This is a genomic window from Microbacterium sp. PA5, from assembly GCF_049860775.1.
GTDB lineage: Bacteria > Actinomycetota > Actinomycetes > Actinomycetales > Microbacteriaceae > Microbacterium.
In genome coordinates this window covers 2,621,646-2,645,009 of sequence record NZ_CP187567.1, presented here as the reverse complement: position 1 = coordinate 2,645,009, position 23,364 = coordinate 2,621,646, and the positions used below count along the sequence as shown (strand labels likewise).

Below are 23,364 nucleotides of genomic sequence, written 5' to 3'. Positions count from 1 at the left end.
TCTCGCCCCCTCGCTCCGAATCCGGTGCCGTCCTCCGAATCTGCGCCAAGGTGGCGCCCTCGATTCGGTCGATCCCGAGCTGTCATGTAAGCTGGTCGCTGGCCTTCGCGAGAGCGGAAGTCATGCGCCCGTAGCTCAATGGATAGAGCATCTGACTACGGATCAGAAGGTTAGGGGTTCGAGTCCCTTCGGGCGCACACTGTGTTGAGACAGTGATCGAAACCCCGCGGATCCCGCGGGGTTTCGTGGTTCCGGGTCGCAGCACCTATCGACGGCGAGACCGGTGTGGAATCATGACGCCATGACCTCCGGATCCGCGAAGAAGCGACTGCCGTTCTGGACGCGTCTCCGTCACGCGATCTTCGGCAAGCCGATCACCTACGAGCAGATGCGTGCGATGACGTCGTCCGAGGTCGCCGCGCAGCGCGTCGACCCGGCCGCACGCGCCAGCCAGACATCGCACACCAACTCGGGCTACCTGGGCGGGTTCTGACCCAGGCTCCGCCGCGGGAGCTGCGGGCCATCACGACCGCGCCAGCCCCGCGATCCTCTCGTGCGTCGCGCGAACGAACGCGGCATATCCGCCCGGGGTCCTGCCCCAGAACCGACCGGACGTGATCACCTCGTTGTCGTCCGTCGCGGTCACCCGTGCGCCCAGAGCGCGAGCGGCACGAACGAGCTCGACGTCCTCGTGCTGATCGAGATCGGCGAACCCCCCGGCCGCGAGGTAGGTATCGGCGCGGAGACCGAGATTCGCGCCGTGGACGTTGCCGGCCGGGCGCCCGCGAGGGTGGGTCTCCACCCAGTGCGCGGCGTGCTCCGCCGTGAGGTCGGCGAAGTCCGGACGCACGGTACCGAGCGCGACGTCCGCTCCCTCCGCGTGGAGCTCGAGCTGATGGCTGAGCCAGTGATCCGGGACCGTGGAGTCTCCGTCGGTCGTGCAGATCCAGATTCTGCTCGACGGCACGTCGCCGAGCGCGGCGAGGGCGTCGTTCACACCGACGCGCCGGGCGGTCCCCACGTTCCGGGCCTCGATGCGATGGATCCGCACCTCAAACGATCGCGCGATCTCTTCGGATGCGTCCGTACACGCATCGAGCACGACGACGGCGGAGATGCGGACGTGCGGGTACGTCCGCCCGGTGTGCGCGAGCGCGGCGCTCAGCGCGGCGAGGCAGTCGCGCAAGAGGTCGGCCTCGTTGTGCACGGGGATCACGACGGCGACCGCGGCGATCTCGTCGGACGACCTGGCGCTCACGCGATCAGGCCCGTCTCGGCTGCGACCGACCGCGCGTGGTCGAGCCCGAAGACCTCGAGCACGAAGTCCTCCTCTTCGTGCAGGGCGATACGGACGAGGCGATCCGAGGAGCGGAGTGCCGCGTGGACGTCGTCGCCGGTCTGCGGATACTCGGCGACCGGGTGCCGCCAGTGACAGGCGACCAGATGCCCGTCAGGCGACATCGCACCGTGAATCCGCTCTATCGCGTCGGCCAGGTCGGCGGCGCTCCAGTAGTAGCCGACCTCGGAGAGCACGATGAGGTCGAACGTGCCGGCGGGCCACTGGCCGGGCAGCGCGAGGCGCTCGAATCTCACGCCCATCCTGCCGCCGACACGATCCTGCGCGATCGCGAGCGGCGCGGCTGCGATGTCGACGGCGTGAACGGCATCGCAGCGTTCTGCCAGCAGCTCGGTCAGCACTCCCGTGGAGCAGCCGAGCTCGAGCGCGGAGGCGTATCGGGCGCGGGGCAGGCTCGCCAGGGTGACAGCGCGCTTCCTCTGTTCGTACCACCGCGACTCGAACCCCCAGGGGTCGTCTCCGTTCCGCCCGTAGAACTCGTCGAAGAAGCCCTCGCCAAGGGTCTCGGGCTCCTCGGCGGGTCGCACGAAGATCTCGAAATCCCGATCGAAGTGCGCCTGCATCCCGTCATGGAGCATCACCTCATCACCCGGAGCCGGCGAGAGCGCTTCGATCTGGCTGCGGTGATGCCCCATGGCGGCGCGCTTGGCGCCGGCGGTCGCAGCGTCGAGCCGAACGATCTCGAGATCGTCCCACGGCATGTCTTCGGGCGAGCCCCAATGCCACAGCCAGATCGGGTACCCGCGCCAGGGGATCCCGAGCTCCCCGCACACCTCGGCAGCCACCTCGCCGACGACGCGGTGGTCCCGGTGACCGTCTCCGTGCCACGGCGACACGACGAGGCGGGAGCCGGTGTCCGCCAGCAGTGCGCGAACCGCGGCCGCGATGTCGTCCCGGTGATCATCAGTGCCGCCGTCCGGGATGCCGAGGAAGTGGAGCTCGATCGACGGGTGCAGCTGTGCGATGGCCGCGGCCGCCTCCCGGCGCCGCAGCGCGGCCAACTCGGCGGGCGAGTGCGACGGCGAGTCGGGATGCGACCCCTCTCCGTCGGTCGTGATGAGCACTGTCACGCGCGCTCCGCGACGAGCGGTGGTCGCCATCAGCCCCGCCGCGCCGAGGGTCTCGTCGTCGGGGTGCGCCGCGATCACGACCAGGTGATCGGCGTTTTCGCGGAGGGTCGGCAGCGCCCGCGCTTCGAACGCCTCCTCCCACACGCTCTCGGCCGTTCCCGGGTCACGGTGACTGAAGCTCACCACGCACCCCGCCCCTCGCTGATGTCGGCGCCGAGCCGGGCTACGTCCCGCTCGCCGTGATGTTGACGCAGATAGAGTCCGAGGTCCGCGACCCGCCGCGCATGCGCCTCGTCGGCGACCAGGGGAAACGGGCCGAGCGCGCGCCCAGCCTCGGCGAGTGTCAGTTCGACGGCGTCGGCGACGACGGCCCGGACGCGACCCGCGAGCGTGCCCGGGAAGGCCGGAGCGTCGGATGCGGCGCCTGGGGATGCGGCGTCGAGCCCGTCGAACTCGCGAGCGGCGGATCGCAGCGCCAGACGCGCGGCCCAGAGAGCCGTGTCGACCCGTCCGAGGTGCAGCCGCGACAGCTGATCGGCGCCGTCGCGCTGCGCTCGCTCCCGCAGGGCGTCGCGAAGCGGCAGGGCCGCACCCCACCAGCACGCGGCCACCCCGATGCCGCCCGCCGCGAAACCAGGTCTGCGGAGATACCACCCTGGTTCGCCGACGGGAACCGCCGGAACCGACGCGAAGTCGACCGGCGCGCTGACCACCTGGCTCAGCCCTCGGGCGAACCACGGCCCCGTTCGAGGCCGGACACCAGCGTCGTGCAGTGCGACGGCGAAGAGACGACGCTCCTCACCCGCCCACGCCGTCACGAGCGCGTGGCTCAGATGCTGCGCCAGCGAACACCACGGCTTGGTCCCGTTCAGACGCCACCCGCTGCCACTGGCCTGCGCTTCGAGACGCATTCCTGCGCCCTCGGCGGCGAACACGCCCCACGACGAATCAGGACCGGCAGCAATCGACGGCAGGTCGGCCGGCGAACCGGCGCGTCCGGCTTGTCCCAAGATGGTGAGGGCGTCGAGATGCGGCTCGAGGATGCGGGCGGCAGCGACATCCCTCGCGGCTACGGCCGCCAGAAGGGACCATTCGTCCGCGAATGACTGCTCTGCGCTGAATGGCTGCTCTGCACTGAACGGCTGCTCTGCACTCCGGGCAGCGCCGACGGCGACCGCCCACGTGAGCGTGGCGCCGACATCGGTGCCGAATCCGGCGACGGCATCGGCGTCGTCGAGCGCCGTCCTGAGCCCTTGGTCGAGCGGTCCGTCACCCAGGAGCTGTGTTGTCGCCGAGCTTCTCTGAATGGGATCCACATGTCGAGTCTCACCATGTCTCGAGCGGTTGGGCAGAGCCTTGCCACCGGGGTGTTGTTTCGATAACGGAAGTCGAGCACGCCCTCACGAGGTGCGTGACAGGTCGCGGGCGATCGCGTGCGCAAGGCCATCGAACTGGTGTCCACCGGAGTCGTAAGCGTGCACGGCGGCGCGGGGGAGGCGTGCGGCGTGGAGCGCGAGATGGGCGAACTCCACGACCTCGTCATCGCGACAGTGGTGGAGCGAGACGTCCTTCCGGGGTAAGGGCCCGGTGAAGGCGTAATCTGCGATGTCCCAGCCCTGCGGGCTCCAGTCCGGCATGGCGAGCAGAACGACGCGGCGGGGCGTCTCCCGCTCCCGCTCGGCAAGGACGCGCAGCAGGATCGAGGCTCCGAACGAGTGGGCGGCGACGACGTCGTCGGCGCTGACGGCGTCCAACGCGGTTCGCACCAGGGATGCCTGATGGTCGAAGGACATGTCATCCTCGGGGAACCGCGGATACGTGAGCGGTTGGCCGAGTTCGGCCGCGATCGCGTCGGCCAGCACGCGGTCCTCCGCGTACCCGCCGGCGCCGTGCAGGAAGAGCAGCGCCATCAGTTCGACCCGCCGGTCAAGGAAGGACACCTCGGACGACGGATATCCACTTCGACACCCACGAGACCTTCCCTGAGAGCCACGTGATTTCCTCGGCGGCGAAGCCGACCGTCTGCAGGCCGCGCGAGAGTGTCGGCCACCGCGTCGTGCCGAGTTCTCGCTCCGCCGCCTCCCACGCGGTGATGCATGGTGACGCTGCGGCTGCCACCGCGAACGTGCCGAAGAACTGGTCCGACCCGTCCGTCAGGTCCTGAACGGCCTTCGCGGTGTAGCCGCCGGCGAAAGCGCAGGTGGCCACGGCCTTGCGAGCCTTGCTTCCCGACGCGAACAGGTCGACGGCGGCGACCTGAGTCAGGTTTTGAAGGCGCGAGACAATCGTCTCCTGCACGAGCCAGGCCGACGTCAGGAGGGGATCGACATGCCACTCGATGCTCGCGACGCCGCGAGCGCTGGGGCTGGCGAGGACCATGACGTCCCCGGGTACGGCGAAGGGCCCAGCATTCAGCTGCTGAGCCGTCACCTCATCTCGGAAGATCCCGCCCGTGAGGTCTGACGAGTTCAGGTCCGCGGTGGCTTGGGTGTCGTCTGAGTAGAACGCGAAGACGACACCCGACTTGTTCTGCAGGGTGGCCGCGGAGAGGTCCGAGTTGCCACAGACGATCGTGTCGTCGTGGTACTGCTCTTCATCGGGGATGTCCGTGGTGAGGTCCAGCCGGTCAGGGTATGCCGCGGTACAGCCCGCTTCGGGTTCCGGTGCCTCCCCTGGCGCATCATCTTCATCGGCTTCCGCACAACCCACGAGTGCGAAAGCGAGAACACAGACCACAAGCGCAGACACCGTGCGGGTGTTCATATCCACCTCCCCATCGAGCAGACGGCTGCATTCTGACATCAGCCGGCTCGGCGCAACAGGGGGAGAGCCCACCACCAGAGAAGTGCCCGCGCGCCAAGACCAGCGCGTGACCGAGATGCGCGCCGAGTGTGTCGCGGCGCGCCGGTCTGAGCGCACCATCCCGGCACAACACGGTCGCCCGGAGGATCGGCGCAAGTCATCGTTCCGCGCTCGAATCACGCTGCTTGAGACGGGCGCACGCGGGCGCGTGGCGCGTCCAGGCGCGGCTGTCTACTCACGACACGTCCGGCGCCCGGCCAGGGCGCGAGGATCGATGCATGTCGGACAGCCGGTGCCCGCATCGGTAGGCGACCTCCGCGCCCCGGCTCACCCCTCCCGGAGCACCACCTCGAGCGCGTCGAGCGCCCCGCGGGTCGGCGCGACCGCAGCGAGCCCGCGGTACAGCGCGACGAGCGCCTCCCGATCGACCGCTCCCGTGCGCGCCCGATCGCAGTGCACGGACTGGATCGCCGCCTCGAGCTGGAAGCGCCCGAGAGGCGCACCGAGCGACGAGGCGCGCAGGAGGAGCGCTTCCCCTTCGGCGATCAGGCCGGCGTCCCACAGCGTGGTGTCCTGCAGGTCGATTCCCGGCCAGGCGGCGCCGACGCGGGCAGGGGCGCGCGACTGCGCGAGGGTGAGGAGGGCGGCCAGCCCCCACGCCTCCGCGTCGGATCGTCCTTCGCTGTCCAGCAGCGTCGCCAGCAGCACCGCGAGCCACCGGGCCTCGTCGGCGATCGAGTCGGGGTACGCGTCGCCCTGGTCGAGCCAGTCGAGCGTGTAGGCGCCGTAGATCGCCTCGAGCACGGCGGGGAGCCGGCCGGGCATCTCGCCGCGCGTGGGGATGCGGAACGCGATGCCGGCGTCGCGGATGCGACGCTTCGCGCGCACGAGGCGCTGCGCCATGGCGTCGGCCCCGACGTCGAAGGCAGCGCCGATCCGGGCGGCGTCGAAGCCGAACACGGCCTGCAGCATGAGGGGTGTCCGGATGCCGGCGTCGATCGCGGGGTGCGCGCACACGAAGAGCAGCTCGAGACGGCGATCCGGGATGCTGTCGGCGCGGGTGATCCACGCGTCGAGGTCGCGCTCGTCCACGGCATCCGCCCCTTCCTCCCAGGCGACCGAGGTTCGGCGAGCGGCGGCGCCGAGCAGGTCGCGCAGGCGATTGCGCGCCACCGCGAGGAGCCACCCCTCGGGGTTGTCGGGGACGCCGTCGACCGGCCACCGCGTGAGTCCTCGCTCGAGCGCGTCGGCGAGGGCGTCCTCGGCGAGGGCGATGTCGCGGGTGTTCGCCGACAGGAGTGCGACGAGCCGGCCGTACGACCTGCGTACGACCCGCTCGATCGCGCGATCCGTGTGGGGCATCAGTGATGGTCGTAGGAGGTCCAGCCGCCGTCGGCGACCCAGGTGGCCACGGGGCGGATCTCGACGTGACCGTAGGCGGCGGGTGGAGCCTGCTGCGCCCAGTGGATCGCGGCATCCAGGTCGGCCACGTCGATGTCGACGACGCCGCCCAGCTTCTCGTGCGTGTCGGCGAACGGCCCGTCCTGGACGACGAGCTCGCCGCCCGCGAGGGTGAGGGTGGTCGTGGCGGAGACCGGCCGCAGCACCTCGGCCCCGACGAGGACGCCCGCATCGTCGAGCGCCGTGATGTAGGCGTCGAACGCCCGCATCCCCTCGGCGAGCGCCTCGGGACCGAGCTGCTCGGCGGTCATCTCGGGGTAGTGGAGCAGGAGCGAGTAGCGCATGGACGTATCCTTCCGGTTCGTGTCGAACTGACACCAGGATGACGATCGAGGCGTCCCCCGATCGACACGCCGACCGAATCTGCGTCGAGTCGGTCGCGGCGCTGCCGGACCTCGGCCCCGCCTCAGCCCCCGCAGGTGTCGTTGAACCGCAGCGCCGCGTTCTGCAGGTCGCCCGCCGACGCGTCGAGCGCCTCGGTGACGGCGGCGGCGTCGCCGTTCGCGCCGGCGTCGGCCACGGCGTCGCGGACACCCTCGATCGAGGTCCGCAGCGCCGACAGGATCGGAGCGACGTCGGCGTTGGTGACCTCGGGCGCGAGGTCGCCGAGGGCGGTGGCGGCGGTGTCCAGGCTCTCGCCCATCGCGTCGAGATCGCCGGTCTGCAGTGCGGCGTTGGCCTCGGCGATCTCGCCCTGCACGTCCTCCAGCCCCTGCGCGACGACGATGCACGCGTCGGTGCGGCTCTGTCCCGAGCCGGAGCACGCGGTGAACGCGGCGAGGGCGGCGATCGACATCGTCGCCACGACGAGGATCCGAGGGGTCGTGCGCATGCGTGCTCCGATCAGAGAGGGGTGACCCGCAGCCACACGAAGCCGTGCGGGGGGAGGGCCAGGCCCTCGTCGAGGTCGAGGTCGACGTCGTGCACGAGATCGCGCGCCGTCCGCGCGAAGCCCGAGAGCGTCAGCGGGTCGATCGCGACCTCGGCGTCGCCGACGTTGCCGAGCACCAGCACGCGGGAGGCCTCCGGGTCGCCGTCGACCGCCTCGCCGAGGGGGCGCTGGTAGCCGACCACGGAGGGGTGCGGCGTGTGGAACGGGATGAGCGCGTTGCCGGCGAACTCGGGCGTCGACTGCCGCACCGACACGAGTTTCGTGAGGCGCCGGAAGACGCGCCCGGCGGCGGTATCGGGGTCGTCGCGCTCGGCGTACCTGTCCCGCGGGCGCTGGCCGCGGTGCACCCACCGGCTGTCGCCGCGGCGCACGGGGTCGTCGAGATAGGTCGGGTCGTTCAGCTGGGCGACCTCGTCGCCGAGGTAGAGGAGCGGGATGCCGCCGGTCGACAGCGCGAGCGCGTGCGCGAGCACGACGCGATCCTCGCCGCCGGGATCGCCCGCCTCGATCCCCGCGAGCGACGCGGTGGTGCCGGCCACGCGGGCGTCACCCGTCTTCGGGTTCTCCTGGAACGGCACGCCGCGCGCGAACGTGCCCTCGTGGCGGCCGACGTAGAAGTCGTTCAGGAACCGGCGGTGGGCGTAGCCGTCGATGCCGAGCTCGGCGGCGTCCTCGTCGGCGAAGGTCCACCCGATGTCGTCGTGCGAGCGCACGTAGTTCACCCACGCGGTGCCCGCCGGCAGCTCGTGACGCCGGTCGAGGGCCTGCTGCAGGAGCCGCGCGTCGCGGGTGGCGAGCGCCTCCCACGTGAGCGCCATCTGCAGCGGGTTGTACGAGAGGCGGCACTCCTCGGGGGAGATGTAGCTGACGACCTCGTCGGGGTGGACGATCGCCTCCGACTTGAAGACGAGCCCGGGCGCGGCCATCGCCAGCACCGCGTTGAAGGCCTGCAGCAGCAGGTGCGCCTCGGGGAGCGACTCGCACGCGGTGCCCAGGCGCTTCCAGATGAACGCGACCGCATCCATCCGGAGCACGTCGACGCCGAGGTTCGCGAGGAAGAGCATCTCGCCCGCCATGGCGCGGAACACCCACGGGTTCGCGTAGTTGAGGTCCCACTGGAAGTGGTAGAAGGTCGACCAGATCCAGCGCCCGTCGTCGAGCTGCACGAAGGAGCCCGGATGGTCGTCGGGGAAGATCTCCCGCGTCGTCTGCTCGTAGGCGTCGGGCATCGTGCGATCGGGGAAGATCAGGTAGAAGTCCTCGTACCCGGGCTCGCCCGCGACCGCCTTGCGCGCCCATTCGTGCTCGTTGCTCGTGTGGTTGAAGATGAAGTCCAGCACGAGCGAGATGCCGGCCAGCCGCAGCTCGGCCGCCAGCTCGGTCAGCTGGGAGATGGAGCCCAGGCTCGGGTCGACCTTCCGGTAGCTCGAGACCGCGTACCCGCCGTCGTTGTCGCCCTCGGGCCCGAGGAACAGCGGCATGAGGTGCAGGTAGGTGAGGCCGAGCTCGCGGAAGTACGGGATCTGATCGCGGATGCCGGCCAGATTCCCGCCGTAGCGATCGACGTAGCAGACACCGCCGAGCATCCGCTCCGACTGGAACCACTCCCCGTCGGCGCCGCGCTGCGCGTCGCGCACCTTCAGGTCGAGCGGGCGCGCGTTCCACGACCCGGCGGCGAGGGCGATCGTCTGGGCGAGGGCGTCGCGACCGTCGGGCCGGTCGGCGTACAGCCGCGAGAACAGGTCGTGCAGGCGCGGGAACTGCGCGTCGAACCGCTCGCGGAACGCGTCGTCGACGCGACCGGCGGCCGATGCCGCGGCCCACGCGGCGTCGCGGTCGTCCTCGAGCGCGCCGAGCGGTTCGGTCTCCGGAACGGTCATGGAGCTCCTCTCCGTGACTCCAGCCTAGAGCGCCGCGCCGGCTTCTCCGTGGAGCGCTGCACCGGCCGCGGGTGGAGCGCTACGCTGGCGTCACATCGAACGAAGGATCCCGGATGCGCCTCGTCCAGATCGCCCAGCACGCCGACGATCTCGATCGTGCCGCGGACTTCTACACCGTCCTCCTCGATGCCACGCCGTCCGCGCGGTTCGACCCGCCCGGCCTCCTCTTCTTCGATCTCGAGGGCGTGCGGCTGCTGCTCGATCGCAACGCGCCGTCCGCCCTCCTCTACCTGCGCGTCGACAACGTCCACGATGCGCTGGACCGTCTCGGCGGGCTCGCCGACGTCGTCACCGCGCCGCACGTGATCTTCACGCACGAGGACGACGCGCTCGGTCCCGCCGGACACGAGGAATGGCAGGCCTTCATCCGCGACAGCGAGGGGAACACGGTCGGCCTCGTCTCCTTCGTCCGCGCGTAGCGCCTGCGTCGGGGTCGTCGATGAGCGCGCGTAGGCTCGGGGTGTGAGCGCATACGTCTCGGCGTTCGAACTGTTCTCCATCGGAGTAGGACCTTCGAGCTCCCACACGGTCGGGCCGCTGCGCGCAGCCCGGGACTTCGCCGCGCGGCTGCGGCCCCGGCTGGCGGAGGTGGCGCGCCTCGAGTGCGTCCTCTTCGGCTCCCTCGGCGCGACCGGGCTCGGCCACGGCACGCCCGACGCCGTCGTGGCGGGGCTGCGAGGGCAGGAGCCGGAGACCGTCGATCCCGCGGACGTCCGCGGCGCGTGGACGCAGTGGCAGGACGGCGCGTCGCTGCTCCTCGACGGTGCGCATCCCGTGCCGTTCTCGCGCGCGGATGTCGAGTTCGCTCCGCGCACGCGGCTGCCCGGTCATCCGAACGCGCTCACTCTGCGCGCCCTCGACGTCGCCGGCGCGCCGGTGGCGGAGGAGACCTACTACTCCATCGGCGGGGGCTTCATCCGGCGCGACGGCGAGGATGCGCCGGTGGCGTCCGCGCCCTTCCCGTTCTCCTACGACTCGGCCGAGCAGCTCCTGGCGCTGTGCGACGAGCGGGGGTGGACGATCGCCGAGGTCGCGCGCGCGAACGAGGAGGCGCTGCGGTCCGAGGCAGACGTCGCCGCAGGCCTCGACGGCATCTGGGATGCCATGTCCGCGTGCGTCGACGCGGGGCTCCACGCCGACGGCGTGCTCCCGGGGCTGCTGAAGGTCAAGCGGCGCGCCGGTCTGATCCGCGCCCAGCTCGAGGAGGCCGAGAGCGACGGCCGTCGTGAGCTTCCCGGCGAGTGGCTGGGCACCTTCGCGCTCGCCGTCAACGAGGAGAACGCCTCGGGCGGCCGGGTCGTGACGGCGCCCACCAACGGCGCGGCGGGGATCCTTCCGGCCGTCGCCATGTACTGGTGGCGCTTCCTGGCCGACTCGGGGCTCGGCTCGGGCAACGCGGTGACCCCGTATGGCGAGCTCGTCGGGTCCGCCCTCCTCGGCATGCACGCCCCGGATCGCGCGCCGATCGACGACCACGACGTGCCCGAGGACCTCACCGTGGAGGCGAACCGCCGGCGCGGGATCCGCCGCTTCCTTCTGACGGCGACCGCGCTCGGCTCCCTCTTCAAGGCGAACGCCTCGATCTCGGGTGCGGAGGGCGGCTGCCAGGCCGAGGTCGGCTCGGCCTGCGCGATGGCGGCCGGAGGGCTGACCGCGGTGATGGGCGGCACGAACCGTCAGATCGAGAACGCCGCCGAGATCGCGATGGAGCACCACCTCGGGCTCACCTGCGATCCCGTCGGCGGCCTCGTGCAGATCCCGTGCATCGAGCGGAACGCGATCGCCGCCTCGACGGCCGTGACCGCCGCGCGCCTGGCGCTCCGCGGCGACGGCAGCCACTACGTGTCCCTCGACGCGGTGGTCGAGACCATGCGCCAGACCGGCATCGACATGTCGCACAAGTACAAGGAGACGAGCGAAGGCGGTCTCGCCGTCAACGTCATCGAGTGCTGACGCTGCGCGCTCGCCCGTGCTCCGCTCGCGAAGGTGACGCAAAAGCGCCCCTCCGCGCCGCGGAACTGCTCGTTCGCGCCACCTTCTTCACCGATGCCGCCCCAGCGCGGCGCGCACCAGCTCGACCGCCCGGCCCTGGCGGAGGTGCGACGACGTGACGCGCACCACCTCCCAGCCGGCGGCGGCATAGGCGGCGTACTTCTCGAGGTCGCGGTTCCACTGGGTCCGGCTCGTGCGGTGATGGTCGCCCTCGATCTCGACCACCACGCGGTGCTCGCGATAGACGAACTCCGAGATGCCCAGCAGGCGTCCCGACGCGTCGCGCATCTCGACGTCGAGCTCGGCCGGCGGCAGCCCCGCGTCGGCGGCGTCGAGCCGGAAGAGCGTCTCGAGCGGCGACATGCTCCCTTCCCGGATGAGGGGGAGCGCGGTGCGCAGCCGCGCGATGCCGCGGCGCGGCCCGGCGTCCAGGGCGGAGCCGAGCTGAGCACGCGTGGCGAGACGGGCGTCGGGGTGCGGGACGCCGGAGCGTCCGCGGGGGATGCGCACGATCGCGTCGCCGAGGACGACGAGCTCCCGCACCGAGAGCTCGCGCCCGAGCATCGCCCAGGTCGACGCGGGGCTGCCGAGCGGCAGGCCCTCGCACTCGCGGACCCTCACGAGGTGCCCCTCGACTTTCACCCCGCGCACGCCCCGCCCGCGCGGTGCGCGCGCCGGCGCGATGACACCGACGTCCAGGTCGTCGCCGGGGTCGAGGGGGAGTCCGTAGAGGATCGCCGCCGTGCGACCGGTGAAGAAGGCGGACGCCGTGAGGAGCGGCGCGTAGGCGCGGGCCCGTCGCCATTCGCGTTCTCGTGCGCGTCGCCCCCGAGCGAAGGGGTCGTCGGGGTCGTCCGCAGGCGCCGGGCCCGATCGAACCCGCACGCCGTGAAAAGGCGCGTGGAGATCGCTCGCCCCGAGGCGGGCGCGGGAGACACCCCGTTCGAGGCCTGCGCGGGTGCGGAACACCTCGCCCAGCGAGTCGGGAAGCGGCGCAGGTCGTCGCGGCATCCCTCACCCTCCCGCCAGTTCCGCCCCCGTCCCGCCCCCTCCCCACCCCCACTTCCCCTCGCGCCCCACGCTCGCCCTGGGGAGGAGCCCCCACACGCCCGACGGCCTCGCGGATGTGGCGCAAAGGCGCCCCTCCGCGCCGCGAAACCCCCCATTCGCGCCACCTTCCGCGCCCCCTCGACGGCGAGCGGTGGAGGCGGTGTTCGCTGGGCGAGAACCGTTGGCACTCTCGGGGGGCGAGTGCTAATCTGGAGGCACTTGAGCCGATGTGACTCAAGTTTGAGACCACAACATCACACGCACAGAAAAGGAGAGAACCATGGCCACGTATGACCCGTTCCGTGACCTCGACCGCCTCGCGTCGAGCCTCTTCGACTCACGCCGCGGGCCCCGCCGCATGCCGATGGACCTGTACCGCGACGGCGACCACTACGTCCTGTCCGCCGACCTGCCGGGCATCGACCCGGGATCGGTCGACATCGACGTCGACGGTCAGCTGCTGACGATCCGGGCCGAGCGCACGCTCGCCGCCGGCGAGGGGGTCAAGTGGATCACGCGCGAGCGTGAGGCCGCCAGCTTCCTGCGTCAGCTGAACCTCGGTCAGGGCATCGACAACGAAGGCATCGCCGCGACCTACAGCAACGGCGTGCTCACCGTCACCATCCCCGTGAGCGAGAAGGCCAAGCCCCGCAAGGTGGAGGTCGTCGCCGACGGCGCCGCGCCCACCATCCGCGCCCACGAGGGTGCGGAGGAGCCGCAGCCCATCGAGCAGTAGCGCTCCGCTGCACACCCCGCCAGACCGCCCCGTCGCCCGCCGACCGGGGCGGTCTGCTGCGTCCAGGGCTATGATCGGCTCACCCGAACGGAACGTCAGCGAGGACGCCCGATGACCGAGACCGCCGCGCTGCGCAGGCATCCCTGTCTGGGGCGTGCCTGATGGAGCGCGAGCTGGTCGCGCCCGTCTCCCTCACTGCGGCGGACGGCCGGCTCAACGCCGACGCCATCGGCTTCGCGCGGCGTCCGCTCGTCGACACCGCCGGGGTCGACGGACGGCGGGGCTGGGGGCGCACCAAGCGGTGGGAGTACTGGAACGTCATCACGCCCACCCACATCGTCGCTCTCACGGTGTCGTCGCTGGACTACGCGGCCGTCCACGAGGTGTGGGTGTTCGACCGGGCGACCCGGCGCAGCCGGGGGAGGACCGCCACGGTCATCCCGGCGCACGACGTCGACCTGCCGCCGTCCCTCGGAGACGGGGCCGCGATCGCCCGGGCCCGGGACCTCGCGATCTCGGTGACGCCCGGGACCGAGTCGTGGCGGCTGTTCGCCGAGATCCCCGACGCCTCCTTCGACATCACCGTCGTCCGCCCGCCCGGCCACGAGTGCCTCGCGGTGGTCGTGCCGTGGTCCCGGCGGCGGTTCCAGTACACGGTCAAGGACGTCGCGCTGCCGGCCTCGGGCACCGTCGTCGTCGACGGCGTCGAGCACCCGGTGCCCGCCGGCTCGTGGGCGGTGCTCGACCACGGCCGGGGACGGTGGCCGTACGACGTGCGGTGGAACTGGGGCGCCGGCGCCGGGGTCAGCGGCGACCGCGTGGTCGGCCTGCAGGTGGGCGGGAGGTGGACCGCGGGGACCGGATCGACCGAGAACGGCGTGCTCGTCGACGGCATCCTCCACAAGATCTCGGAGGAGCTGCGCTGGGACTACGACCTCGCGCATCCGCTCCGGCCGTGGCGCGTGCGCGGCGGGGGCCTCGACGCCACGCTGACGCCGTTCCACGACAAGCACTCCGCCCGGAATCTCGGCATCCTGTCGGCGCGCACCCACCAGTGCTTCGGGGTGTGGGAGGGATCGTTCGAGGGGATGGCGTTCGAGGGGATCGAGGGCTTCGCCGAGGACGTCCACAACCGATGGTGAACCGCGGCGCCGCCGCCGGTGACCTAGGCTGACGCCATGGCCGAGCACGCCGTCCCGCCGCCGCGACGTCGCGGTCGCCCCCGTGGGGGCTCCGATGCTCGGAACCGCATCCTCGCCGCCGCGACGGAGGAGTTCTCCGAGAACGGCTACGACGGGGCCACCATGCGGGCCATCGCCACCCGGGCGGGTGTCGACTCGGCGCTCGTGCACCACTACTTCGGCACCAAGGCGGACCTGTTCACCGAGATCGTCGGCGCGCCGATCCGGCCGGACCTCGACATCCCCACCCTCCTCGCCGGCGACCGGGCGCGGCTGGGCGAGGCGATCGTGCGCTACATCCTGGTCCGCTTCGAGCAGCCCGAGGTGCGGCGGCGCGGGGTCCTGCTGCTGCGCAACGCGATCGGCAACCGCCTGGCGACGCCGCTGCTGGCGGCGTTCCTGTCGCGCGAGCTGCTCGGGCGCATCACCGCCGAGCTCGGCGGCGCGGACGCCGAGCTGCGCGCGAGCCTGGCGGCGTCGCAGGTGGCGGGCATGCTGGTGGCGCGCTACATCCTCAAGCTCCCGGGGATCGCGGCCGCGTCCACCGACGAGCTCGTCGGCTGGGTCGGGCCCACGATCCAGCGCTACCTCACCGAATGAAGGGATCCGCATGTCGTTCCAGGCCTACCTCGACAACATCGAGGACAAGACGGGCGTGACGCCCCGACGGTTCATCGAGCTGGCAGGTGAGAAGGGGTTCGGCCCCGGCACCAAGGCGGGGGAGATCATCGCCTGGCTCGCGGAGGACTACGGCCTCGGCCGCGGGCACGCGATGGCTCTCGTCCACGTCATCACCAAGGGGCCGAAGATCGACCCGAAGCACGTCGGCTCCGGCGGCGCGCACAGCGACGCCTCCGACACCCTGTGGCTCGACGGCAAGGCGACCAAACCCGCCTAAGCAGTCCCGGCCACGAGACTCTTGACCGGGTGATCGCCGGCGCGCATAATTCATCGCATGATGAATAACTCGGATGCCGTGCGCATCCGCGGGCTGCGCGTGCGACGCGGCAGCACCGACGTGTTCTCGGGGCTCGACGTCGACATCGCCCGCGGTGCGATCACCGGGCTGCTCGGCCCGTCCGGGTGCGGCAAGACGACCCTGATGCGCTCGATCGTGGGCGTGCAGCGGGTGGCCGGCGGCACCGTCACGGTGCTCGACCTTCCCGCCGGCACCGCCGCACTCCGTCGGCGGGTGGCCTACGACACCCAGGCCGCCTCCGTCTACGCCGACCTCACCATCCGTCAGAACCTCCGGTCGTTCCGGCGGATCGTCGGAGCCCCGGCGTCGGACGTCGACCGGGTGCTCGACGCGGTCGGGCTGCGGGACCGCGCCGACCAGCTCGTCTCCTCGCTCAGCGGCGGCCAGGCCAGCCGGGTGTCGCTGGCGGTCGCGATGCTCGGGGCGCCCGAGCTGATCGTGCTCGACGAGCCCACGGTGGGGCTCGATCCGGTGCTCCGGGCCGACCTGTGGCAGCTGCTTCGAGGTCTCGCCGACGCGGGGACCACGCTGCTCGTCTCGAGCCACGTCATGGACGAGGCGCTCCGGTGCGACCGCCTCCTGCTCATGCGCGCCGGCCGCATCATCGCCGACACCACCCCGGCGGGCCTGCTCGCCGACACCGGCGAGGCGGATCCCGATGCGGCCTTCCTCGCTCTGATCCGGCGCGGGGAGGCGGCATGAACGCCGTGCGGCTGGGGGCGACGGCCGGAAGGGTGCTCCGCCAGCTCAGTCACGACCCCCGCTCGATCGCCCTCATGCTGGTCGCCCCGAGCCTGCTCGTCGGCCTCTTCGCGTGGCTCTTCAGCGACAGCGACGGGGTCTTCGACCGCGTCGGCGGGCCCATCCTCGCGCTGTTCCCGTTCGTCGTGATGTTCCTCATCACCTCGATCACGACCCTGCGGGAGCGGCGCAGCGGAACGCTCGAGCGTCTGATGACGACGCCCCTCGGCAAGGCGGACTTCATCCTCGGCTACGCCCTCGCCTTCGGGCTCATGGCGACGCTGCAGGCGGTCGTGACGGTGACCTTCGCCGTCGCGGTGTGCGGGCTGGAGGTCGAGGGTGCGATCTGGCTGCTCGGCCTCGTCGCCGTCGTCGACGCCCTGCTCGGAACCGCTCTCGGGCTCCTCGCGAGCGCATTCGCCCGCACCGAGTTCCAGGCGGTCCAGTTCATGCCGGTGCTCGTGTTCCCGCAGATCATCCTCGGCGGGCTCTTCATGCCCCGCGACCAGATGCCCGACGTGCTCTACGCGATCAGCGACTGGCTGCCCCTCAGTCATGCGATCGACGCGGTGGCCGCCGTCGCCGCGGGTGACGACGGTGGCGAGGTGGCGCGCCCCCTGCTGATCGTCGGCGCCTTCACCGTCGGCGCCCTGGTGCTGGCCGCCCTCACGCTGCGACGCCGGACGCCCTGAGCACCCCGACGGATGCGGGCCGGCCGGCGAGCCCGGTCAGCGCCGTTCGCGCAGCTTCGTGGTGATGCTGTGCAGCTGGGCGAGCTCGTGGTCGTCGAGCACCGACATGCGCTCGGCGATCGACTGGCCGTGACGGGTCGCGATGCGGCGGAAGGCGGCCAGGCCGGCCTCGGTCGCCCGCACCAGCGCGCCGCGGCCGTCGTCCGGGTCGGGGCACTTCGTGATGAGCCCGCGGGCGACCATGCGGTCCACCAGCCGCGACACGCTCGGCTGGCTGATGAGCATGTTGGCGGTGACGTCGCGCAGTCTGGCCGCGTTCTGCTCCCCGCGCGCGACGGTGAGCATGACGTCGTACTCGGCCTGCGTGAGGTCGTCGCCGCTGAAGTCGTCGCTGATCTCGCTGAGCACCTCGTGCTGCGCGCGGAACAGACTCTCCCATGCCGCGATGGCGAGGCGTCGGTCCGTCATGGCGTCCACTTTAGCCCGCCCTTAGGCTGGACGGCATGGGACGGATCTGGCGGATTCTCGCGGTGTGCATGCTCGTCCTGGCGGCCTCCGCCGCCGCTGCGGCGCCCGCCTCCGCCGACGTCGACGACTTCGTCTTCGACCGGATGACGGCCGACTACACCCTGACCCGCGCCGACGACGGCACGAGCAGGCTGCGCGTGGTCGAGGAGCTCGTGGCGCGCTTCCCCGATGCCGATCAGAACCGCGGCATCCGGCGCTCGATCCCCGAGTCGTACAACGGGCAGCCGCTGCGTCCGCACGCGATCTCGGTGACCGACGAGAACGGGGCTGCCCGCCCGATGGAGACGGAGTCCGACGACGGCGCCTTCCACATCGTGTCGCGCGCCGACGAGTACCTCCGCGGCGTGCAGACCTTCGTCCTCACCTACGAGCTCGAGAACGTCGTCTGGGACTTCCCCGACACGGGCCTGGAGCTTTACTGGGACGTCAACGGCGTCGACTGGGCGCAGCCGTTCGGGGAGGTGGAGGCTCGTCTGCACCTGGACGCCGAGCTCACCGCCGCGCTCACCGGCGACGCCGCGTGCTACCAGGGCGTGCAGGACAGCGGCGACCCGTGCGCGTCGATCGTCCACGATGCCGAGGGCGCGGGCTCGGTGATCACCGCCCGCGCCGACGACCTCGGCCCGGGAGAGAACCTCACCCTGGCGGTGGGGTTCGCCGACGGCACCTTCGCCCTCTTCGACACGTCCTACCTCGCGTCGCCGTTCGGGTGGCTGCAGGGGATCGCGGGAGTGGGCCTGCTGGGCGCCGTCGGGCTCGCGGTGCGGTCACGGCGGCGGGCCCTCGCCGACGAGCCGGGGCGGCCGACGATCATCGCCGAGTACACCCCGCCGCCCGGGATCGATGCCCTCGAGAGCGCCGTGCTGCTCGGACAGCAGACGAAGGCGATCCCCGCGGAGGTGCTGGAGCAGGCCGTCGTCGGATCGATCCGGATCCTCGAGGGGGAGAAGCGCTGGTTCGGCGGGCCCAAGCTAATCGCCGAGCTGGTCGACCCGTCGCGCGCCGACGCCGACGGGCGGATGCTCCTCAGCGGGCTGTTCCCCGCGGGGGTCCCGGGCGAGCAGTACGAGTTCGGACGGCAGGACACGCGGCTGTCGAAGGTCGCGCAGAAGATCCTGAAGGACGCCGAGCGCGAGCTGAAGCGCCGCCGGCTCCGCCGCGAGGTGCCGGTCGGCGCGCGGGCCTGGCCGGTCGTCGCGGCGGTGATCGCGGGCGGGGCGGTGTTCTTCCTCGGACTCGGCGCGCTGTCGGCGGGAGTCCATCCCGCGGTCCCCGTGACGCTGATGGTGCTCGCGGGCATCGTGTTCACGGGCGTGATCATCGTGGTCGCGCGCTCGCCGCTGACGGCCGCCGGCGCGGAGGTCCGGGACCATCTGAAGGGCCTCAAGGAGTTCATCGCGTGGGCGGAGGCGGATCGCATCCGCATGCTCCAGTCGCCGGCCGGCGCCGAGCGCGTCGCGATCGACGTGGACGATCCGCGGCAGAAACTGCAGCTGTACGAGCGGCTGCTGCCCTACGCCGTCGTCTTCGGTCAGGAGAAGGAGTGGTCCGCGCACCTGGCTGTGCTCTACGCGGCGACGGGCGCTGCGGGCCCCTACTGGTACGCGGGCAGCGGTGCCTTCGACGCGTCGGCCTTCGCATCGGGGATCGGCTCGCTCTCGGCGGCCGCGAGCTCGTCGTCGTCGACCTCGGGCGGCTCGAGCGGCGGTGGCAGCTCCGGCGGCGGCGGTGGCGGCGGAGGAGGCGGCGGCGTCTGATCCGTCCCCGGCGTCGTTGCGCGCCGATCGAGCTGAATGGATGACACTCGTCGTCGCCTCGACGGCCGGGAACCGACGACGACTGTCATCGATCCCGTCGCGGGACCCCGACGACGGCTGCGGGGCGGCGGGACCGGGCAAGAGTAAGGGCCGGTCGGAGAGGCTTCCGACCGGCCCTTGTCCCTTGCACCAAGAGTGTCCTGCAATCACATGTCGGTAGCTGCCACAGCAAAACAACTACCGTGCGAGCACTCTATAACGACGAGATAACGGCCACAAGCGTTTGCCGTTATCTTTTTGTGATTCTTTTCTCATCCATGGCGAACGCCCAGCCGGGGCGAGGCTCCGCGCGGGAATCCTCACCGCCTCCGCCGGGTTGGGGAGGGCATGACCACCATCGGAATCATCGGCGCAGGACACATCGGCTCGCAGCTCGCCCGGGCCTTCACCCGGCTCGGCGACGAGGTGGTGATCGCGAACTCGCGCGGCCCCGAGACCCTCGCCGGTCTCATCGACGAGCTCGGCCCCACAGCCCGCGCCGCCACGGCGGACGAGGCGGCGGCCACCGGCGAGGTCGTCGTGGTGACCGTTCCGCTCTCGGCCTACCGGGAGGTCCCGGTCGAGCCGCTCGAGGGCAAGATCGTGCTCGACACCAACAACTATTACTGGGAGCGCGACGGCCACATCCCCGCGCTGGACAGCGGCGAGGCCACGACGTCGGGTCTCCTGCAGGAGCACCTCGCCGGCGCGAAGGTCGTGAAGGCGTTCAACCACATCATGGCCGCGGAGATCACGACGGCCGGCACTCCCGCGGGGACGCCCGGCCGCCGCGCGCTCGGCACGGCATCGGACTTCCCCGAGGCCATCTCCTACGTCACCGATCTGTACGACCGGCTCGGCTTCGACACCGTCTCGGCGGGACCGCTGTCGGAGTCGTGGCGGCTCGAGCGCGACCGTCCCGCCTACGTGACGCGTCAGGATGCGGCACAGCTGCGCGACAACCTCGCCGCCGCGTTCCGCGTGCGCCCCGAAGACGCGGCCTGACCGCTTCGCACCACCGCCCGCCGCGCGCGCAGCCCACGGGCGCGGCGGGCGCTCTCGCAGGTTCGTCGGGGACGGGCGCAGTAGCGTGGGCCCCATGCAGCGACCCGCGCCCGAGCCCGCCCCGCGCCCCGAGCGCGACTCCGCACCCCGCCCGGCAGCCGGCGGCGCACCGGGCCCGTCACCCCGCGGCGAGGGGGATCGTCCGTGGCTGGCCGCGTACGCCGACGGCGTGCCCCACGACATCGGTCCGGTGACCGAGACGCTCGTCGACCTGCTCACCGCCTCCGTCGCCCGCTACGGCAAGAAGACCGCGCTCGAGTTCTTCGGCGCGACGACCACCTACGCGGAGCTCGGCGAGCGGGTCGAGCGTGCGGCGGCGGGCCTGCGCGCCCTCGGTGTGTCCCGGGGCGACCGCGTGGCGCTCGTGCTCCCGAACTGCCCCGACCACGTCGTGGCCTTCTACGCGATCCTGCGCCTGGGCGCGATCGTCGTCGAGCACAACCCGCTCTACACCGCCCGGGAGCTGCGGCACCAGTTCGAGGTGCACGGCGCCAAGGTCGCCGTCGTGTGGGACAAGGCGGCCGACACCGTGGCGGGGCTTCCCGACGACATCCGGCCGGACCACGTGGTCTCCGTCGACCTCACCCGGGGCATGCCGCTGCGCACCCGGCTCGCCCTCCGCGTGCCGATCGCCCGGGCGCGGACGGCGCGCTCGGCGCTGACGTCGCGTCCCACCGCGCGGGGCATCGTGCCCTGGACGCGCGTGGCGGCGTCGCGACGGCTGTCCCGGCGCGTGCCGCGGCCCGGCATCGACGACATCGCGCTCCTGCAGCTCACGAGCGGGACGACCGGGGTCCCCAAGGCGGCGATGCTGTCGCACCGCAATCTGCGGGCGAACGCCGCGCAGGGGCGCGCGTGGCTCCCGGGCCTGCACGACGGCGCCGAGGTCGTCTACGCCGTGCTCCCGCTGTTCCACGCCTACGGGCTGACGCTGTGCCTCACCTTCGCCATGTCGATCGGGGCCACGCTCGTCCTGTTCCCGAAGTTCGACCTCGACCTCGTGATCGCGGCCGCGCGGGTGTCGCCTCCGACCTTCCTGCCGGCGGTCCCGCCCATCTACGATGCCCTGGCCCGCGCGAGCGTGCAGGGTCGGGTCGACCTCAGCGGGGTCCGCTTCGCCATCTCCGGCGCCATGAGCCTCCCCGTCTCCACCGTGACCCGCTGGGAGGAGGCCACCGGGGGCCTGCTCGTCGAGGGATACGGCATGACCGAGACGTCGCCGGTCGCGCTCGGCAACCCCGCCGGTCCCTCCCGCCGCCCGGGCACGGTGGGCGTGCCCTTCCCGGGCACCGAGGCGCGCGTGGTCGATCCGGGCGATCCGTCCTCGCTGCGCGGACCGGGCGAGGAGGGCGAGCTGCTCCTTCGCGGACCCCAGGTGTTCCAGGGCTACTGGAACAGCCCCGACGAGACGGCCGCAGTGCTGCTGCCGGACGGGTGGCTGCGCACCGGCGACATCGTGACGATGTCGGAGGACGGCTTCGTCACGATCGTCGACCGGCTGAAGGAGCTGATCATCACCGGCGGCTTCAACGTGAGCCCGAGCGAGGTAGAGCAGGCGCTGATGCTCCACCCCGACGTGGCGGAGGCCGCGGTGGTGGGGCTGCGCCGCGCCGGCGGCGGCGAGGACGTCACGGCGGCCGTCGTCGTCCGCGACGGCGCCGTGTTCGATGCGGGGGCGCTGCGCGACTTCGCCCGCACCCACCTCACGCCCTACAAGGTGCCCAAGCGGATCGTCGCGGTCGACGCGCTCCCGCGCAACCAGGTCGGCAAGGTGCTGCGCCGGGTGGTGCGGGACTCCCTCGACGACAGCGGAGCCCGCTCCGCCTGACGTCGAGGAGGTCTGGCGGAGCGGGCTCCGGATGAGCGGGTCGTCGCGGCGGGATCAGTACCAGCCGACGGACTGCGAGTGGTCCCAGGCGCCGCAGGGCGTGCCGTAGCGGCCGTCGATGTAGCCGAGGCCCCAGCGGATCTGCGTCGCGGCGCTGTTCTCCCAGTCGCTCCCGGCGCTGGCCATCTTGCTGCCGGGGAGCGCCTGCGGGATGCCGTACGCACCGCTGGAAGCGTTGTACGCGCGGTAGTTCCAGCCCGACTCCTTCTGCCACAGCTTCTCGAGGCAGCTGAACTGGTCCGAGCTCCAGCCGCGGTCGGCCACGAGCGCACGCGCGGTCGCCTTGGCGCCCGCGACGGAGTTGTCGCCGGACGAGGCGGCCGAGCCGCCGCTGACCGAACCCGAACCCGAACCCGAACCCGAGCCCGAGCTCGACGCGGAGGCCTCGGCGGCGGCCGCCTCCTCGGCGGCCTTCTTCGCAGCCGCCTCGGCAGCGGCCTTCTTGGCGGCGGCCTTCTTGGCGGCGATCTCTGCCGCCTTCTTCTTCTCGGCCTTCTCGAGGCGCTGGAGCAGCGACGCGGTCGCCTTCTCCACCTGCGCGGTGTCGCCCGCGGCGTCGGCGGTGCTGGCCGGCAGCAGCAGCACCGGGGTCACGGCGATCGTCTGCAGCTGCTCCACGTGCTCCTCGAGCACCGAGGTGTCGATCGTGGTCGCGCCGGCGACGTCGAGCTTCTTCTTCTCGACCTTCGCGGCGACCTTGTCCTCGGCGGCCTCGGCCGCGGCGATCGCGTCCTCCGCGTCGTCGAGTGCAGCCTCCGCGTCGTCGACGATGGCGTCGAGCGGCTCGGTGGCGAGCGTCGCGGCCTCCTCGGAGACAAACGGCGCGATGGCGGCCGTGTCGGTGTCGGCGTAGGCGGCGACCGCGACGCGGGCGGCCGGCTCATCCGGCGCGGCGTGGGCGGCGGTGGACATCCCTCCCGCGATGCCGAGGCCGAGCGTGAGAGCGACGGCGGTGGACAGAGTGGAACGGCGGGAGGAGAGCAGGCGCATGCGTAACGATGTCTTTCAGGTGGCTTCTCGCGGCGCCGCGCTCAGCGGAGCAGAGCGTCGCGACGTGCCCTCGGGACGGGCACAAGTCCCCGAGTCTGCCCACGGTTCCTGGACGAAACCTCCGCTGAACCTGGGTGAACCGTGGGAGCCTACCACCCGGATTTGCTCCGGCGGGGGTCCTATCGACCCTCCGGAAGCCCGGTA

At 71.8% G+C, this 23,364-nt stretch carries 24 protein-coding genes and 1 tRNA gene; 13 read left to right on the top strand and 12 right to left on the bottom strand.

The features are described 5' to 3' along the window. Window positions 1-124 precede the first annotated feature (124 nt). Both ACPWUT_RS12565 and ACPWUT_RS12560 read left to right on the top strand, forming a co-directional pair. Window positions 125-197 (top strand) — tRNA-Arg (locus ACPWUT_RS12565). Window positions 198-301: 104 nt separating this feature from the next. Then, window positions 302-493 (top strand): hypothetical protein, encoded by a 192-nt coding sequence (locus tag ACPWUT_RS12560; RefSeq protein WP_425838137.1) that lies wholly within the window; start codon window positions 302-304, stop codon window positions 491-493. Window positions 494-523: 30 nt separating this feature from the next. Here ACPWUT_RS12560 and ACPWUT_RS12555 read toward each other — a convergent pair whose 3' ends face one another. The 9 genes from ACPWUT_RS12555 to ACPWUT_RS12515 all read right to left on the bottom strand — a co-directional run bounded on the left by ACPWUT_RS12555 (window position 524) and on the right by ACPWUT_RS12515 (window position 9,462). Then, window positions 524-1,258 (bottom strand): glycosyltransferase, encoded by a 735-nt coding sequence (locus ACPWUT_RS12555; protein ID WP_425838134.1) that lies wholly within the window; start codon window positions 1,256-1,258, stop codon window positions 524-526. Beyond that, window positions 1,255-2,613, bottom strand: coding sequence for a PIG-L family deacetylase (locus ACPWUT_RS12550; protein ID WP_425838131.1), 1,359 nt, complete (start codon window positions 2,611-2,613; stop codon window positions 1,255-1,257). Before ACPWUT_RS12550 ends, ACPWUT_RS12555 begins: the two co-directional genes overlap by 4 nt. Next, window positions 2,607-3,743 (bottom strand): acyl-CoA dehydrogenase, encoded by a 1,137-nt coding sequence (locus ACPWUT_RS12545; protein ID WP_425838128.1) that lies wholly within the window; start codon window positions 3,741-3,743, stop codon window positions 2,607-2,609. Before ACPWUT_RS12545 ends, ACPWUT_RS12550 begins: the two co-directional genes overlap by 7 nt. Window positions 3,744-3,827: 84 nt before the next feature. Next, window positions 3,828-4,337 carry an alpha/beta fold hydrolase gene (locus ACPWUT_RS12540; protein ID WP_425838125.1) on the bottom strand — a complete coding sequence of 170 codons (510 nt, stop codon included), beginning with the start codon at window positions 4,335-4,337 and terminating at the stop codon, window positions 3,828-3,830. 16 nt (window positions 4,338-4,353) lie between these two features. Next, window positions 4,354-5,190: a hypothetical protein gene (locus ACPWUT_RS12535; protein ID WP_425838122.1), complete on the bottom strand. Its 837-nt coding sequence runs from the start codon at window positions 5,188-5,190 to the stop codon at window positions 4,354-4,356. A 366-nt stretch (window positions 5,191-5,556) separates the two neighbouring features. After that, on the bottom strand, window positions 5,557-6,591 hold the full coding sequence (locus ACPWUT_RS12530) for an RNA polymerase sigma factor (RefSeq protein ID WP_425838119.1): 1,035 nt from the start codon (window positions 6,589-6,591) through the stop codon (window positions 5,557-5,559). After that, window positions 6,591-6,974, bottom strand: coding sequence for a YciI family protein (locus ACPWUT_RS12525; RefSeq protein ID WP_425838116.1), 384 nt, complete (start codon window positions 6,972-6,974; stop codon window positions 6,591-6,593). The genes ACPWUT_RS12530 and ACPWUT_RS12525 overlap by 1 nt, the downstream gene beginning before the upstream one ends. A 122-nt stretch (window positions 6,975-7,096) precedes the next feature. Next, complete coding sequence (locus tag ACPWUT_RS12520; RefSeq protein WP_425838113.1) at window positions 7,097-7,522, bottom strand: hypothetical protein; 426 nt, start codon at window positions 7,520-7,522, stop codon at window positions 7,097-7,099. A gap of 11 nt (window positions 7,523-7,533) precedes the next feature. Then, window positions 7,534-9,462 carry an alpha-amylase family protein gene (locus tag ACPWUT_RS12515; RefSeq protein ID WP_425838110.1) on the bottom strand — a complete coding sequence of 643 codons (1,929 nt, stop codon included), beginning with the start codon at window positions 9,460-9,462 and terminating at the stop codon, window positions 7,534-7,536. 113 nt (window positions 9,463-9,575) lie between these two features. Between ACPWUT_RS12515 and ACPWUT_RS12510 the strand changes: the two genes are divergently transcribed. Together ACPWUT_RS12510 and ACPWUT_RS12505 are read left to right on the top strand one after the other, a co-directional pair. Next, window positions 9,576-9,941, top strand: coding sequence for a VOC family protein (locus ACPWUT_RS12510; RefSeq protein ID WP_284528138.1), 366 nt, complete (start codon window positions 9,576-9,578; stop codon window positions 9,939-9,941). A gap of 43 nt (window positions 9,942-9,984) precedes the next feature. Further along, entirely contained in the window at window positions 9,985-11,475 is a 1,491-nt protein-coding gene (locus ACPWUT_RS12505) for an L-serine ammonia-lyase, iron-sulfur-dependent, subunit alpha (protein ID WP_425838106.1), read from the top strand. Window positions 11,476-11,562: 87 nt separating this feature from the next. Here ACPWUT_RS12505 and ACPWUT_RS12500 read toward each other — a convergent pair whose 3' ends face one another. Beyond that, window positions 11,563-12,525 carry a DUF559 domain-containing protein gene (locus ACPWUT_RS12500; RefSeq protein ID WP_425838103.1) on the bottom strand — a complete coding sequence of 321 codons (963 nt, stop codon included), beginning with the start codon at window positions 12,523-12,525 and terminating at the stop codon, window positions 11,563-11,565. Window positions 12,526-12,844: 319 nt separating this feature from the next. On the opposite strand from ACPWUT_RS12500, the gene ACPWUT_RS12495 reads away from it, so the two are divergent. From ACPWUT_RS12495 to ACPWUT_RS12470, 6 genes are all read left to right on the top strand, one after another. Further along, a complete protein-coding gene (locus tag ACPWUT_RS12495) occupies window positions 12,845-13,300 on the top strand; it encodes an Hsp20/alpha crystallin family protein (protein WP_284528141.1) in 456 nt (151 codons plus the stop codon). Window positions 13,301-13,461: 161 nt separating this feature from the next. Continuing rightward, on the top strand, window positions 13,462-14,442 hold the full coding sequence (locus ACPWUT_RS12490; protein ID WP_425838100.1) for a DUF2804 domain-containing protein: 981 nt from the start codon (window positions 13,462-13,464) through the stop codon (window positions 14,440-14,442). Between the two features lie 36 nt (window positions 14,443-14,478). Then, window positions 14,479-15,081, top strand: a complete 603-nt coding sequence (locus tag ACPWUT_RS12485; protein ID WP_284528143.1) for a TetR family transcriptional regulator — start codon at window positions 14,479-14,481, stop codon at window positions 15,079-15,081. Window positions 15,082-15,091: 10 nt separating this feature from the next. After that, window positions 15,092-15,379: a DUF4287 domain-containing protein gene (locus tag ACPWUT_RS12480; protein WP_425838095.1), complete on the top strand. Its 288-nt coding sequence runs from the start codon at window positions 15,092-15,094 to the stop codon at window positions 15,377-15,379. A gap of 57 nt (window positions 15,380-15,436) precedes the next feature. Next, window positions 15,437-16,162, top strand: coding sequence for an ABC transporter ATP-binding protein (locus ACPWUT_RS12475; protein WP_284528145.1), 726 nt, complete (start codon window positions 15,437-15,439; stop codon window positions 16,160-16,162). Next, window positions 16,159-16,893, top strand: coding sequence for an ABC transporter permease (locus ACPWUT_RS12470; protein ID WP_284528146.1), 735 nt, complete (start codon window positions 16,159-16,161; stop codon window positions 16,891-16,893). The genes ACPWUT_RS12475 and ACPWUT_RS12470 overlap by 4 nt, the downstream gene beginning before the upstream one ends. A gap of 36 nt (window positions 16,894-16,929) precedes the next feature. On the opposite strand, the gene ACPWUT_RS12465 is transcribed toward ACPWUT_RS12470, so the two are convergent. Next, entirely contained in the window at window positions 16,930-17,361 is a 432-nt protein-coding gene (locus tag ACPWUT_RS12465) for a MarR family winged helix-turn-helix transcriptional regulator (RefSeq protein ID WP_284528147.1), read from the bottom strand. A gap of 35 nt (window positions 17,362-17,396) precedes the next feature. Between ACPWUT_RS12465 and ACPWUT_RS12460 the strand changes: the two genes are divergently transcribed. The 3 genes from ACPWUT_RS12460 to ACPWUT_RS12450 all read left to right on the top strand — a co-directional run bounded on the left by ACPWUT_RS12460 (window position 17,397) and on the right by ACPWUT_RS12450 (window position 22,110). After that, the gene (locus ACPWUT_RS12460; RefSeq protein WP_425838090.1) at window positions 17,397-19,178 is read left to right on the top strand and encodes a DUF2207 domain-containing protein; all 1,782 of its coding nucleotides are present in this window, start codon (window positions 17,397-17,399) and stop codon (window positions 19,176-19,178) included. A gap of 387 nt (window positions 19,179-19,565) precedes the next feature. Beyond that, entirely contained in the window at window positions 19,566-20,222 is a 657-nt protein-coding gene (locus ACPWUT_RS12455) for an NADPH-dependent F420 reductase (protein ID WP_425838087.1), read from the top strand. A 94-nt stretch (window positions 20,223-20,316) separates the two neighbouring features. Continuing rightward, window positions 20,317-22,110: a long-chain-fatty-acid--CoA ligase gene (locus ACPWUT_RS12450; protein ID WP_425838084.1), complete on the top strand. Its 1,794-nt coding sequence runs from the start codon at window positions 20,317-20,319 to the stop codon at window positions 22,108-22,110. A 54-nt stretch (window positions 22,111-22,164) separates the two neighbouring features. Here the strand turns inward: ACPWUT_RS12450 and ACPWUT_RS12445 are convergent, their stop codons facing one another. Continuing rightward, window positions 22,165-23,160, bottom strand: a complete 996-nt coding sequence (locus tag ACPWUT_RS12445) for a lytic transglycosylase domain-containing protein (RefSeq protein ID WP_425838081.1) — start codon at window positions 23,158-23,160, stop codon at window positions 22,165-22,167. Window positions 23,161-23,364: the final 204 nt, after the last annotated feature.